The organism is Nonomuraea sp. N2-4H (assembly GCF_045291505.1).
GTDB lineage: Bacteria > Actinomycetota > Actinomycetes > Streptosporangiales > Streptosporangiaceae > Nonomuraea > Nonomuraea fastidiosa.
Genome location: NZ_CP147987.1, coordinates 480,044 through 494,103 on the forward strand (window position 1 = coordinate 480,044; position 14,060 = coordinate 494,103).

Consider the following 14,060-nt stretch of genomic DNA (forward strand, 5'->3'; position numbering starts at 1 on the left):
ATCACGATCAGTAACTCTTTGCTGGATATCCGGCGCATTTACCTCGAACCGGCCGCAGCCGAGCTACCGCGCGGGCAGGAGATCCTCGCCCGCTTCCCCGGAGCCGAACTGATCGAGGTCGAAAGCCATCACCGCATCCCCGAGCTGTACGGCGACGAGACCAACGTCAGCCGCTGGGTCCGCATCAAGACCGAGTCGCTCGTGCTCGGCATCAAGAAGTCGCTCACCGCCCGGCCCAACGGCCGCTCGTCCGACTTCATCGCGCCGTCCACCGCCAACGGCTGCGCGATGGCCTGCGCCTACTGCTACGTGCCGCGCCGCAAGGGCTACAGCAACCCCATCACCGTCTTCGCCAACATCGACAAGATCCTCGGCTACCTCGAACGCCACGCCGGGCGGCAGGGCGTCAAACCCGAGCCCGACCAGGTCGATCCGCGCGACTGGGTCTACGACATCGGCGAGAACTCCGACTGCTCGGTCGACGCCACGATCTCCGAGAACGTACGCGACCTGGTGGATCTGTTCGGCCGCCTCCCCAACGCCAAGGCCAGCTTCGCCACCAAGTACGTCAACCGCGACCTGCTCGATTGGGACCCGCGCGGCGGTACCAGGATCCGCTTCAGCCTCATGCCGATGGCCGACTCCAAGCTGCTCGACATCCGCACCTCGCCGGTCGCCGCCAGAATGGAGGCCATCAACGACTTCGTGGCCGCCGGTTACGAGGTGCACGTCAACTTCAGCCCCGTCGTCGTACGCGACGGATGGCTCGACGACTGGGCCGAACTGCTCGCCCAGCTCGACGACGCCCTCAGCCCCGAGGCCCGCGCGCAGCTCGCCGCCGAGGTGATCTTCCTGACCCACAACGACCGGCTGCACGAGGTCAACCTCGGCTGGCACCCCAAGGCGGAAGAGGTGCTGTGGCGGCCGGAGCTGCAGCAGGCCAAGCGGTCGCAGACCGGCGGCTGGAACGTCCGCTACCGCACCGGCCACAAGGGCCGCTACGTCGCCGCACTCACCGACCTCATCGGCACCCGCCTGCCGTACTGCCGCATCCGCTACGCCTTCTAGGACCGCCTCGCTCACCCGCCGTACGGCGGACAGACCGCTTGAACGGCACCGACGAAGCGGATGGCGCGGCCCGGATGAACAGCCCGAAGTGGCGGATCCGGGAGCGGTGGGTGGCCGATCAGCGGTCCTTGGCGGCCATCGACAGGCGCTTGTTGAGCGAGGCCAGCGAGTCGTCCGCCATAAGGCCGGGCAGGCGCGGCGCATCGCGGTCGATCTGCCGCAACACGTCAGGATGGCCGCCCTGACGCATCGTCCAGGCCCGCACCACCTCGGGCATCGCCTCGATCGCCGCCTCCGACAGGATGGCCTCCCGTGGCAGCCACTGCGTCAGGAACTGCGACACCCGCGCCGGGCTCCACCACAGCGTCCGCTCGCCCACGAACTCCATCAGCACGTCGAACGCCTCGCGCACCCCAGGCCCCGACACGTCCAGCCCCTCAAGCCGAGCCTCAGCGGATGGCTCCTGTTGCGAGCCCGCCGGACCGGTGTCGTGAGAGGTCCGGGCCAGTACGGTACGAGCCCGGGTGATCGCGAACGGCCGAACCCCCGGCAAGGTGTCGGCGACCCGAGCCCCCATAACGCGGTCGGTCAGCTCGAACGCGTCAAGGACACGCTTCGCCACGCTCTCGGGAGGCGTCGGCCGCAGATCCAGCTCGTCGAGGAACTTCGCCTCCTCCACCAGCGCGTCCACCGCCAGGCCGCCGCTCGGCTGGTCGATGCCGACGACGAGGATGTGCGGCTCCTTGCCGTTCTCGTACCGGAACGACAGCACCGCCAGGACCTGCTCGCCGTAGGGGTCGGCCTTGCCGTACCAGCCGCCGTCGCAGCGTACCCGCCCCATCCGCCGCACCCACCCGGCCAGGCTGTCCAGCACGCCGTCCCCGGCTGCTGCGTACACGCTCCCCGCAGCCCGGGCGCCCTCGGCTCCTCCGTCCGCCTCCGCCGGCCGCTCGTCCGCACTCCCCGGCGCAGCCTCGTCGTGCCCGCCGCCTGCCGCGCCCGTGCCCTCGGCCGTCTCACCCGGAGCGGCCGGACCTTCGGTTGCGCCTTCGGAAGGGGGCGAGTCCTCGGATGCGCCGCCTGACAGGGACGCGGCTCCGCCCTCGTCACCGACGACCGAGCCAGGAGCGGAATGCTCACCCGGACCAGAGGCGGAATCTGCACCCGGGGCAAGGGCGGAACCTTCACCCGGCGCAGGGGCGGGTGTCTCACCGGGTGTTTCACCGGCGGCAGGGGCGGGTGTTTCACCGGGGGCAGGGAGGGGTGTCTCACCGGGGGCAGGGGCGGGCGTCACACCGGGCGCAGTAGCGGGGCGGTTGACCGCGGCGAGGGCGGCCAAAGCGAGCCGGGCCTCCATCCCGCCGTCCTCAGTGGCCCGCCGCAGGAACTCCTCCACCTGGCCCGAGCCCTCGAGCTCGGCCGTGAGCCTGGCCGCCCAGAGCTCGGTCCGCAGCGGTGAACGCCACCTGAGCAGGTCGCGAGCCTGGGTGATCGCCGTGTCGAACGCAGAGGTGCTCACCCTTGCACCGTATCGCCCCAGCCCCGGCCCCCTGCCCCACCGGCTCCTGGACGTGAGGGACGGTGCCGGAGCCTCGCACGGCTCTGCCGGGCCGCAGTGTCGTGTGGGGGGGCAAGGCGAATCCCGCGTCAGCGGCACCGGGGAGGGGGAGGAGCCTTCAAGGCCATCGGCTCTTCGCAGGCGTGGGCCGTGCTGGTTCCCCGGCCAGGTGGTGGGGCGGGCCGGTGGTGGAGGTCCCGTGTCGGCGCGGCCCTCGGCCGGTGCGGTTTTTCGTGGGGTTGGTGGTGTGTGGTTTCGGGCTGGTGGAGGTCCCGTGTCGGCGCGGCCCTCGGCCGGTGCGGTTTTTCGTGGGGTTGGTGGTGTGTGGTTTCGGGCTGGTGGTGGTGCGGGTCGGTGGTGGAGGTCCCGTGTCGGCGGCGCCCCGGTTGGGGCGGTCTCTCCATGGGGTTGGTCGTGTGCGGTTCCGGCCCGTCGGGGGCGGGCCGGAACCGGGGACCGGTTTTCAGCGGAGGTCGCCGCCGAGGCCGGCCTTTCTGAGGGCCTCGGCCATGGCGCCCGTCGGGGCGGGGCGGTCCTGGCGGCGGCCTCCGCCGCGGCCACCCTCGCGGCCGCGCTGGCCGCCTCCGCCGCGCCCGTCTCGGCCGCCGTCACCACGGCCGCCGCGCCCGCCATCCCGGGCCCCGTCACGGCCCCCGTCGGCGCGGCCCGCCCCACGGCCCGCACCGCGGCGGGAGCCCTCGGCGCCCTGCTCCGTCGTGATGTCGTCGTCCAGGCGCAGCGTCAGCGAGATCCGCTTGCGCGGGATGTCGACGCCGAGGACCTTGACGCGGACGATGTCGCCGGGCTTGACCACGTCACGCGGGTCGGAGACGAACGTGCGCGACATGGCCGACACGTGGACGAGGCCGTCCTGGTGGACGCCGATGTCGACGAACGCCCCGAACGCCGCCACGTTGGTGACCACGCCCTCCAAGATCATGCCGGGCGACAGGTCGGACAGCTTTTCGACGCCCTCCTTGAAAGTGGCGGTCTTGAACGCGGGCCGCGGGTCACGGCCGGGCTTCTCCAGCTCGCGCAGGATGTCGGTGACGGTCGGCAGGCCGAAGGTGTCGTCGGTGAAGTCGCGCGGGTCGAGGGAGCGCAGCACCGCCGTGTTGCCGATCAAGGACTTCAGGTCGGTCTTGGCGGTGGTCAGGATGCGGCGCACGACCGGGTAGGACTCGGGGTGCACGGCGGAGACGTCGAGCGGGTCGTCGCCGCCCCTGATGCGCAGGAAGCCCGCGCACTGCTCGAACGCCTTGGGGCCCAGCCTGGGCACGTTTTTGAGCGCGGCGCGCGTGCGGAACGGGCCGTTGGCGTCGCGGTGGCGGACGATGCTCTCGGCCAGCGTGGCGCCGATGCCGGACACGCGGGTGAGCAGCGGGGCCGAGGCGGTGTTGACGTCGACGCCGACCGCGTTGACGCAGTCTTCGACGACGGCGTCGAGCGTGCGCGACAGCTTGGACTCGGCGAGGTCGTGCTGGTATTGGCCGACGCCGATGGACTTGGGGTCGATCTTGACCAGCTCGGCCAGCGGGTCCTGCAGCCGCCGGGCGATGGAGACGGCGCCGCGCAGCGACACGTCGAGGTCGGGCAGCTCCTGCGAGGCGTAGGGGGAGGCGGAGTAGACGGACGCCCCGGCCTCGGAGACGACGACCTTGGTGAGCGACGGCATGTGCTTGACCAGCTCGCCGGCGAGCTTGTCGGTCTCGCGGGAGGCGGTGCCGTTGCCGATGGCGATCAGCTCGACCTTGTGGCGCTGGGCCAGCGCGCCGAGCACGGCGAGCGACTCGTCCCACTGCCGCTTGGGCTCGTGGGGGTAGATGGTGGCGGTGTCGACGACCTTGCCGGTGCCGTCGACGACGGCGACCTTGACGCCTGTGCGCAGACCCGGGTCGAGGCCCATGGTCGGCCGCGCGCCCGCCGGTGCGGCGAGCAGCAGGTCGCGCAGGTTGGCGGCGAAGACCCGCACCGCCTCGTCCTCCGCCGCCTGCCACAGCCGCATGCGCAGGTCGATGCCGAGGTGGACGAGGATGCGGGTGCGCCAGGCCCAGCGCACGGTCTCATTCAGCCACTTGTCGGCCGGCCTGCCCTGGTCGGAGATGCCGAACCGGGCGGCGATGCGCATCTCGTAGTCGGGGCTGTCGTCGGGCTCGAGCGTGACGGAGAGGATCTCCTCCTTCTCGCCCCTGAACAGGGCGAGGATGCGGTGGGAGGGCAGCTTGGTGAACGGCTCGCCGAAGTCGAAATAGTCGGCGAACTTGGCCCCCGCCTCCTCCTTGCCCTCGCGCACCTTCGACACCAGCCGGCCGCGCTGCCAGAGCTGCTCGCGCAGGCCGCCGATGAGGTCGGCGTCTTCGGCGAAGCGCTCGATGAGGATGGCCCGCGCGCCTTCGAGTGCCGCCGAGGCGTCGGCGACGCCCTCGGTGACGAAACTCTCGGCGGTGGCGACCGGGTCGAGCGTGGGGTCGGCGAGCAGCTGGTCGGCCAGCGGCTCCAGGCCCAGCTCGCGGGCGATCTGCGCCTTGGTGCGCCGCTTGGGCTTGTAGGGCAGGTAGATGTCCTCGAGCCTGGCCTTGGTCTCCGCGGCCATGATCTGGGCGCGCAGCTCGTCGTCGAGCTTGCCCTGGGACTCGATGGACTCCAGGATCGCCGTCCTGCGTTCCTCCAGCTCCCGCAGGTAGCGCAGCCGCTCTTCCAGCGTGCGCAGCTGAGCGTCGTCGAGAGCGCCGGTGGCCTCTTTGCGGTATCGCGCGATGAACGGCACGGTCGCACCGCCGTCGAGCAACTCGACGGCCGCCTGCACCTGGCCTTCGCGCACGCCGAGCTCGGCGGCGATCCGCTGGTGAATAGAGAGCACTTGCCTGCCTTTCGATGGTCCCGCCGGTCAATTGTGCAGGACGACGCCGTCCTTCATGACCAGAGTGCGCGCAGGGTGAACGACGACCGCCTCCGCCGCGCCGCCGCACGGCACCACGACCAGGCCGGCCGACTCTCCGGTGGTCGTCCGGCGGGGGTGCCGGGGGAGCCCGCCGCGGTGCAGGACGAGGGTCATGCCCAGCACCCTAAAGGCCGGGACCGACGATTTCCCGGCGTCCGCCGGGGTCGCGAGGTCCGGTGCTCAGCGGCGGGTCAGATCTCGTTCACGTGGTCGATGTTGGCGCGGTCGGCCGGGTCGTCGCTCGGCCGCCCCTCGAACCAGGCGTCCAGGATCTCGTCCAGCACCACCTCCGAGGTCAGCCGCAGGCTCAGCGCGAGCACGTTGGCGTCGTTCCACTTGCGCGCCCCGTCGGCGGTGTACGCGTCCACGCACAGCGCGGCGCGCACCCCGGGCACCTTGTTGGCCGCGATCGACGCGCCCGTGCCCGTCCAGCAGCACACCACGCCCTGCTCGGCGCGGCCCTCCGCGACGTCGCGGGCGGTCAGCTCGCAGGCCCACGCCCAGTCGTCGCGCTCGCCGTCGTTGAGCGCCCCGTGGGTGACGACGTCGTGCCCGCGCTTGCGCAGCTCCGTCACGACCCGTTCGGCCACGCCGTCCTTGCTGTCGGCGGCCACCGATATCCGCATGCGACCTCCTCTCCTCGCCTCCCACACTTACCAACGGAAACGGTCCCGAGTGAACGTTTTCACCCGCGCGAAACGCGCTGGACTGGCGAAATATGCGCCCATGTGGTTGGTTGAGTCGCCAATGAGGATTGATGCGAATGACATCCAGGCGCTCGCCCGTGGCTGTGCCGTGCTCGGCACCGGCGGCGGGGGAGACGTCCGTACGGGATCGCTGGCGGCGGTGAGGGCCATCCGCGAGTACGGGCCGGTCCCGCTGGTGAAACTGGGCGACCTGCCCGACGACGCCCTCGTGGTGCCGCTGTCCGGCATCGGCGCCCCGACCGTGAGCCACGAGATGATCCACGGCGAGGACGAGCCGAAGCGCATCGCCGAGGAGGTGGAGCGGATCTTCGGCCGCCCGCCGAGCGCGATCATGTCGTCGGAGATCGGCGGCGCGAACGGCGTCGCGCCGGTCGCCTGGGCCGCGCAGCTCGGCGTGCCGCTGCTCGACGCCGACGGCATGGGACGGGCCTTCCCCGAGGTCCAGATGGTCTCGATGTACGTGGCCGGGCTTCCCGCCGATCTGGTGATCATGTCGGACGTCGCGGGCAACGTCGTCACCATCCGCCCGCTCGACGGCCTGTGGTCGGAGCGCATCGCGCGCGCCGTCTGCGTGGCCGTGGGCTCGCACGCGCTGATGGCCGACTACGTGCTGACCGCCGCCACGGCCAGGGGCGCGGTCATCGAGGGCTCGGTGACCAGGGCCTTGGAGGTCGGCAGGGCCACGCAGGGCGCCGCCGACCCGCTGGAGGCGCTGCGCGAGAGCCTGGGCGCGGTCCGGCTGATCACCGGCAAGCTGACCGACGTGGAGCGGCGCACGACGGGCGGGTTCGTACGCGGCACCGCCACGATCGAGGGCACCGGCGACGACCGCGGCCGCCGCCTGAGCGTGGAGCTGCAGAACGAGAACCTGGTCGCGATCGAGGAGGGCCGGGTGCGCGCCATGGTGCCTGACCTCATCACGGTCGTGGACACCGAGACGGCCGCCGCGATCCAGACCGAGGCCCTCAGGTACGGCCAGCGCGTGACCGTGCTCGCCTGGCCCTGCGATCCCCTCTGGCGTACGGGCAAGGGCCTGGAGACGGCGGGACCGCGCGCCTTCGGATACGACCTGGACTACGTCCCCGTGGAGGAGCTGATGGCGCGTGGCTGACCTGCGCATCGGGATCGACGTCGGCGGCACCAACACCGACGCCGTGGTGCTTGACGCGGGCGGCCGGGTGATCGCCAAGGCCAAGCGGCCGACCACGCCGGAGGTGACCGGCGGCCTGCGCGCCGCGCTGGACGCCGTGCTCGCCCAGGTCGAGGACCGTTCCCAGGTGACCCGCGTCATGCTGGGCACCACGCACGCCACGAACGCGATCCTGGAGCGGCGCGGGCTCGGCAGGGTCGCGGTGCTGCGGCTGGGCGCGCCGGCCACCACGGCGGTGCCGCCGCTGTCCGACTGGCCGGACGACCTGCGCACAACCGTCTCGGCCGGCGAGGCGATCGTGCCCGGCGGCCATTACGTGGACGGCCGCGAGATCGGCCCACTCGACCTGGACGCGGTGCGCCGCTTCCTGGACGGTGCGGAGGCCGACGCCGTGGCGGTCACCGGCGTCTTCAGCCCCGCCGACGACGGGCACGAGCGGCGGGTGGCGGAGCTGGTCGCCGCCGAGTACGGCCTGCCGGTGTCGGTCAGCCACGAGATCGGCTCGCTCGGCCTGCTCGAACGCGAGAACGCGACCGTGCTGAACGCCGCGCTGTACGGCGTCGCCGCCCACGTCACCGACGCCCTGACCACGGCTCTCGCCGAGCGCGGGCTGAGCGCACGGCCCTACCTGGCGCAGAACGACGGCACGCTGATGACCCTGGAGCACGCCGCCCGCCTGCCGGTCTCCACGATCGGCTCGGGCCCGGCGAACTCGCTGCGCGGTGCGGCGTACCTGTCGGGGGTGCAGGACGCGATCGTGGTGGACGTCGGCGGCACCTCGACCGACCTGGGCGTGCTGGCCGGCGGGTTCCCGAGGGAGTCGGCGGCGGCCACGGAGATCGGCGGCGTGCTCACCAACTTCCGCATGCCGGACATCCTGGCCATCGCGCTCGGCGGCGGCACCGTGGTGCGCCCCGGCGGCGTCGGCCCCGGCTCGGTCGGCTACCGGATCGCCACGGAGGCGCTGGTGTTCGGCGGGACGACCGCGACGATGACGGACGCCGCCGTCGCGGCCGGCCGGGTGCCTCCAGGCGGCGAGGACTGGCCGCAGCGCCTGCCAAGCGCTCACGAGAGCACGATGCTCCGCGACGCGGTCACGAAAGCGGACGAGATGGTCGCCGACGCCGTGGACAGGATGACGCTCGGCCGTACCGACCGCCCCCTGGTCGCGGTGGGCGGCGGGGCGTTCCTGCTGCCTCAGGAGGTTCCCGGGGCGAGCCGGGTGATCAGGCCCGAGCACGCCGAGGTGGCCAACGCGGTGGGGGCGGCCATCGCGCTCGCGAGCGGCAGAGTCGATACGATCTTGCCTGCGGGAGAAAGCCGGGCACAGGCCATCGAAAGCGCTAAAGAGGAAGCGCAGGCGCGGGCCGTGGCGGCAGGGGCCGACCCCTCCACGGTGGAGATCGTGGACCTCCTGGAGGTGCCGCTGAGCTATCTCTCCGAGCCCGCCGTGCGGGTGCACGTCAAAGCAGCCGGACCCCTCGCCCGGTGACATAGCGAAAGGATCCCCCCATGCGCTGGCACAAGCGACTGTTCGTCGCCGGGGTGGCCGGTGTCCTGGCTCTGACCGCGTCGGCGTGCGCGGGCGGCCAGGTGCGCGGCGCCGGCGGCACGCCCCAGCCCCGCGCGAGCACCGGCGCCCCGGCCGGCGGGCAGGTCAACGACAGCACGTTCGTCTACGCCCCCAACCACGACGTGGTCACCGACTGGGACCCGGCGACCTCGTACTCCAACGAGATCATCGCGCTGTCCAACATCTACGAGGGCCTGACCAGGTACGACTCGAAGACCAAGCAGGCAAGGCCGCTGCTCGCCACCTCATGGGAGTCGTCGGACGGCGGCAAGAAGTGGACGTTCACGCTGCGGCAGGGCGTCAAGTTCCACTCGGGCGCCACGATGGACTCCGAGGCCGTCAAGAAGGCCGTCCAGCGCAACATCGACAAAAAGGGCGGCGCGGCCTACATCTGGGACCCGGTCAAGAAGATCGAGACGCCCGACCCGAACACCGTCGAGTTCATCCTCAAGTACCCCGCCCCGCTCGACCTCGTCGCCGCCTCCGGCTACGCCGCCTGGATCTACGACGTGGACGCGGTGGACACCGACGGCAAGAAGACCGCCGGCACCGGCCCGTACACGGTCGACTCCTGGCAGAAGGGCAAGGAGAACGAGCTCACGCTCAAGGCGTTCGAGGACTACTGGGGCGGCTGGAAGCCCGAGCAGTACAAGAAGGTGACCTTCCGCGTCACGCCCGAGGTCACCACCGCCTGGCAGCTGCTGCAGCGCGGCGAGGTGAACTTCGTCGACCGGCTCAACCCGCAGCTGTTCGACCAGGCGCGCGAGACGCGGGGCGTGCAGGTGTCGGAGGCCCAGTCGTTCCAGAACCTGCTGGTGCTGTTCAACACCGCGGAGGGCCCGCTGAAGGACGTCAGGATCCGCCAGGCGCTGCAGCTCGCCATCGACTACGACGGCCTCGTGGCGGCGCTGGAGGGCTCCGGGCACCGGGCGAGCGGCCTGGTGCCGCCCGGCCTGCTCGGCCACGCCGAGAACATGCAGCCCAAGCAGGACCTCGCCAAGGCGCAGCAGCTGCTGACGGAGGCCGGGTACGGCCCCGACAACCCCGAGCTCAAGCTCACCCTGACCTACGGCATCGGCGACGACGACCAGAAGCTGCTGGTCACGCTGCTCAGCTCGGCGCTGAAGAACCTCAACGTGACGCTCCAGGCCAAGCCCATGAACTGGAGCGCGCAGTGGGACCTCGGCAAGAAGCGCGGCCAGGACATCTTCGTCATGTACTGGTATCCGGACTATCCGGACGCCTACTCGTGGTTCCTCAACGTGTTCAGGAGCAACGACAAGCCGCAGTTCAACCTGTCGTACCTGAAGAACGACGAGATCGACGGGCTCATCGACAAGCTGCCCGAGCTGACCGCCACCGACAAGTCGGCCGCCATGGACACCTACGAGGAGCTGCAGCGGAGGATCATCCAGGAGGAGGCGGCGGTGGCCGTGCCGTACGTGCAGACGTACCAGCGGGCGCTCACCTCCGACGTGCAGGGATACGTCGACAATCCCGCCTATCCGAACGTGGTCTTCTTCTACGACCTCAAGCGCTAGGCCATGCTCCGCTACCTGACCCGCCGGCTCGGCCAGGCACTCCTGGTCGTGGCCGGCGTGGTCGTGCTCACGTTCGCCGTGATGCGGATGGTGCCCGGCGATCCCGCGGTCGCGTTCGCCGGGCCGAAGGCGACGCCCGAGCAGCTCGCGGAGGCCCGTGAGCGGTTCGGGCTCGACGACCCGCTGCCGGTGCAGCTGCTGAACTACGCGCGTGACCTGCTGAGCGGCGACTGGGGGACCAGCCTGCGCACCAGGCAGCCGGTGCTCGACGACCTCTATCTCGCCTTCCCCGCCTCGCTTGAGCTGGTGGGCGCGGCGCTGCTGCTGGCCGTCGCGGCCGGCATCCCGCTCGGCGTGCTCGCCGCCCGCTACAAGCGCAAGCCGCCGGACGTCGGGGTACGCCTGGGCAGCATGCTGGCGGTCTCCGTCCCGGTCTTCTGGCTGGCGCTGGCCCTGCAGACGGTCTTCGGCAGCCACCTCGGCTGGTTCCCCGTCGCCGGCGAGTACGACACCTCGCTCGACACCACGAGCCCGCTCACGCTCTGGACGAACATCACGGCCGTGGACGCCCTCATCACCGGCAACTGGCCGATGCTCACCAGCACGCTCCATCACCTCGTGCTGCCCGCGCTGGTCGTGGCCGCCTACCCGGCGGGCGTCATCGCCCAGATGACCAGGGCCGCGCTCATCGAGGAGTCGGGGCAGGACCACGCCAGGCTGGAGCGGGCGCTCGGGTTCGGCGAGACGTCCATACTGACCAAGTTCGCCCTGCGGCCGGCGCTCAACCCGGTGCTGTCGCTGATCGCGCTCGTCTTCGCGTACGCGATCGTCAACGGCTTCCTCGTCGAGGCCGTCTTCAACTGGCCGGGTCTGGGCCGCTACGCCGCCGAGTCGATCAGGTCGCTGGACACCCCGGCCATCGCGGGCGTCACCCTCCTCGTCGCCCTGGTCTACGTCCTGGCCAACCTGGTCGTGGACATCCTGCAGGGCTTCGTCGACCCCAGAACGAGGACCCGATGAGCACCACGGAACCGGAGCGCGTCCAGGACACGCAGCCGCTGCGTCGCACGCTGCCGCGCATCCCCGACCGCTTCGCCGCGTTCGGCGCCGTGCTCATCGTGCTCATCGTGCTGGCCGCGGTGCTCGCGCCGTGGCTGGCGCCGTACCCGGTGGACGAGACGCGCCCGACGGAGAGCCTGCTCGAGCCGAGCGCCGCGCACTGGTTCGGCACCGACCAGGTCGGCCGCGACGTGCTCACCAGGATCCTGTACGGCGGCCGCACCTCGCTGTTCATCGCCGTGGCGGTGCTGGCCGTCTCGGCGGCGGTCGGCGTCACGCTCGGCGTGGTCGCCGGCTACGCGGGCGGCTGGATCAGGGACGTGATCATGCGGATCACGGACGTGTTCCTCGCCTTTCCCGCGCTGCTGCTCTCGCTCGCGCTGGCGGTGGTGCTCCAGCCCAGCGTGAACACCGTCATCCTGGCCATCGCGGCGACCTGGTGGCCGTGGTACACGCGCCTGTCGGCGTCCGTGGCCGCGTCGATCGCGACCAGGCCGTACGTGGACGCCGCCCGCTGCCTCGGCGTGCCCGCCCCGCTGATCGTGCTGCGCCACGTGCTGCCCAACTCGCTCACCCCGGTCCTGGTGCAGATCTCGCTGGACGCGGGCGGGGTGATCCTGACCTCGGCGGCGCTGTCGTACCTGGGGCTCGGCGCGCAGGAGCCGACCGCGGAGTGGGGACTGATGGTGCAGCAGGGCCAGGCGCTGTTCACCACCGACTGGTGGGTCGTCACCTTCCCCGGCCTGGCCATCCTGGTGACGGCGTTCGCGTTCAACGTGCTGGGCGAGGGGCTGCGCAACGCGCTCGACCCGCGGAGGGCGGTCAGGTGATCGAGGTACGCGACCTGCGGGTGAGCTACGGCGGGCGGCCGGTGGCCGCGGTGCCCGAGCTGGACGTCGCCGCCGGCGAGTGCGTGGCGATCGTGGGGGAGAGCGGGTCGGGCAAGACCACGACGCTGCTCACGCTGCTCGGCCTCACCGAGCACGCCGAGGTCTCGGGCACGGTCAGAGTGTGCGGCGTGGACGTCCTGACGGCATCTCCGCGCGAGCTGCGCGCACTGCGGGGCGCCAGGGCGGCCCTGGTCATGCAGTCGCCCCAGGCCGCGCTCAGCCCCGCCACCAGGCTCGGCACGCTGATGCGCCGCGCGCTGCGGCTGCACGGCCGCGACGACTCCGAGCAGGCCATGGCGCGGGCCGTCGAGGAGGTGCTGCTCGACCCCGCGATCCTGCGCCGCTACCCGCACGAGGTCTCCGGCGGCCAGGCGCAGCGCTTCGCCATCGCGCTGGCCATCGCCCTGGGGGCCGAGGTGATCCTGGCCGACGAGCCGACCAGCGCGCTCGACGTGACCGTGCAGGCCGAGGTGGTCGGCGTGCTGCGGCGGCTGCGCGAGGAGCGCGACCTCGCGCTGCTGCTGGTCTCCCACGACCTCGCGCTGGTCTCGACGATCGCCGACCGGGTGCTCGTCATGAAGGACGGCGCGGTGGTCGAGTCGGGGCCGGCCGCCCGGGTGCTGGCCGAGCCGTCCCATGCCTACACCCGCGAGCTGCTGGAGGCCCTCCCATGACAGGCGCTGCCGTGACAGGACCCGTGCTCAGAGCGGAGCGGGTGACGCTCGGGTACGCCCGCCGCCCGGTCGTCCACGACGTCAGCCTGGAGATCACCGAGGGCGGCGTGGGGCTGATCGGGGAGAGCGGGTCGGGCAAGACGACGCTGGCGCGCGCGTTCCTCGGCCTCCTCACCCCAATGTCCGGAAATATCTGGTACGGCGACCAAACGCTGAAAAAAGTGGACATGCGGACGTTCCGGAAGGACGTCCAGCCGGTCTTCCAGGCCGAGGCGCTCGACCCCCGCATGCGCATCGGCCGCTCGATCGCCGAAGCGCTCCCGCGCGCCGAGCGCCACCGCGTACCCGAGCTGCTCGAACAGGTCGGCCTCGCCCCCGAGCTGGCCGGCCGCCGCCCGCACCAGCTCTCCGGCGGCCAGCGCCAGCGCGTGGTGATCGCCCGCGCCCTGGCCGTCGGCCCCCGCCTGCTCATCCTCGACGAGCCCACCAGCGCGCTCGACGTCACCGTCCAGGCCAAGGTCCTCGACCTGCTGGCGTCCCTGGACACCGAGCGCCTGCTCATCACCCACAACCTGGCCGTGGTCGAGCGGCTCTGCAAGACCTCGCACGTGCTCTTCGCGGGCCGCGTGGTCGAATCGGGGCCCACCGCGGAGCTGCTGGCGAGCCCGGCACACCCGTACACCAGGGCGCTGCGCGACGCGGTGCCGAAGCTGGGGGGAGAGCCCCCGCAGGCGAGGGGGCGTACGGAGGCGGTGCCGGCGGCGACGGGCTGCCCGTTCAGGCTGCGCTGCCCGATGGCGGTGAAGGAGTGCGAGCGGGCGCCCGAGCTGAGGGATCTGGGAGGCCGCCAGGTGGCCTGTCACCGGGCCGAGGACGTCCTGGCCGCCTGAAAAGCCCGG

The 14,060-nt window shown here is 71.7% G+C and carries 12 protein-coding genes; 8 read left to right on the forward strand and 4 right to left on the reverse strand.

The features are described from left to right. The first annotated feature begins 18 nt into the window (after positions 1 to 18). A complete protein-coding gene (locus WBK31_RS02260) occupies positions 19 to 1,068 on the forward strand; it encodes a spore photoproduct lyase family protein (RefSeq protein ID WP_378784881.1) in 1,050 nt (349 codons plus the stop codon). Positions 1,069 to 1,186: 118 nt separating this feature from the next. Here the strand turns inward: WBK31_RS02260 and WBK31_RS02265 are convergent, their stop codons facing one another. The 4 genes from WBK31_RS02265 to WBK31_RS02280 form a co-directional block, all read right to left on the reverse strand. Next, complete coding sequence (locus WBK31_RS02265; protein WP_364058315.1) at positions 1,187 to 1,966, reverse strand: hypothetical protein; 780 nt, start codon at positions 1,964 to 1,966, stop codon at positions 1,187 to 1,189. Positions 1,967 to 3,089: 1,123 nt separating this feature from the next. After that, on the reverse strand, positions 3,090 to 5,486 hold the full coding sequence (locus WBK31_RS02270; RefSeq protein WP_364058312.1) for a Tex family protein: 2,397 nt from the start codon (positions 5,484 to 5,486) through the stop codon (positions 3,090 to 3,092). 27 nt (positions 5,487 to 5,513) lie between these two features. Continuing rightward, entirely contained in the window at positions 5,514 to 5,681 is a 168-nt protein-coding gene (locus tag WBK31_RS02275; protein WP_406674253.1) for a hypothetical protein, read from the reverse strand. 77 nt (positions 5,682 to 5,758) lie between these two features. Then, entirely contained in the window at positions 5,759 to 6,193 is a 435-nt protein-coding gene (locus tag WBK31_RS02280) for an RpiB/LacA/LacB family sugar-phosphate isomerase (RefSeq protein ID WP_364058306.1), read from the reverse strand. A gap of 121 nt (positions 6,194 to 6,314) precedes the next feature. On the opposite strand from WBK31_RS02280, the gene WBK31_RS02285 reads away from it, so the two are divergent. The 7 genes from WBK31_RS02285 to WBK31_RS02315 are packed head-to-tail and all read left to right on the forward strand — an operon-like array spanning position 6,315 to position 14,051. Then, complete coding sequence (locus WBK31_RS02285; RefSeq protein ID WP_378784879.1) at positions 6,315 to 7,385, forward strand: DUF917 domain-containing protein; 1,071 nt, start codon at positions 6,315 to 6,317, stop codon at positions 7,383 to 7,385. Next, the gene (locus WBK31_RS02290; protein WP_364058300.1) at positions 7,378 to 8,916 is read left to right on the forward strand and encodes a hydantoinase/oxoprolinase family protein; all 1,539 of its coding nucleotides are present in this window, start codon (positions 7,378 to 7,380) and stop codon (positions 8,914 to 8,916) included. Before WBK31_RS02285 ends, WBK31_RS02290 begins: the two co-directional genes overlap by 8 nt. Positions 8,917 to 8,936: 20 nt before the next feature. Then, on the forward strand, positions 8,937 to 10,538 hold the full coding sequence (locus WBK31_RS02295) for an ABC transporter substrate-binding protein (RefSeq protein WP_364058297.1): 1,602 nt from the start codon (positions 8,937 to 8,939) through the stop codon (positions 10,536 to 10,538). Positions 10,539 to 10,541: 3 nt separating this feature from the next. Next, positions 10,542 to 11,558: an ABC transporter permease gene (locus WBK31_RS02300; protein WP_364058294.1), complete on the forward strand. Its 1,017-nt coding sequence runs from the start codon at positions 10,542 to 10,544 to the stop codon at positions 11,556 to 11,558. Beyond that, positions 11,555 to 12,427 carry an ABC transporter permease gene (locus WBK31_RS02305; protein WP_364058291.1) on the forward strand — a complete coding sequence of 291 codons (873 nt, stop codon included), beginning with the start codon at positions 11,555 to 11,557 and terminating at the stop codon, positions 12,425 to 12,427. The genes WBK31_RS02300 and WBK31_RS02305 overlap by 4 nt, the downstream gene beginning before the upstream one ends. Then, positions 12,424 to 13,161, forward strand: a complete 738-nt coding sequence (locus tag WBK31_RS02310) for an ABC transporter ATP-binding protein (RefSeq protein WP_364058288.1) — start codon at positions 12,424 to 12,426, stop codon at positions 13,159 to 13,161. The genes WBK31_RS02305 and WBK31_RS02310 overlap by 4 nt, the downstream gene beginning before the upstream one ends. Continuing rightward, on the forward strand, positions 13,158 to 14,051 hold the full coding sequence (locus WBK31_RS02315; RefSeq protein WP_364058285.1) for an ABC transporter ATP-binding protein: 894 nt from the start codon (positions 13,158 to 13,160) through the stop codon (positions 14,049 to 14,051). Before WBK31_RS02310 ends, WBK31_RS02315 begins: the two co-directional genes overlap by 4 nt. The last annotated feature ends 9 nt before the right edge of the window (positions 14,052 to 14,060 follow it).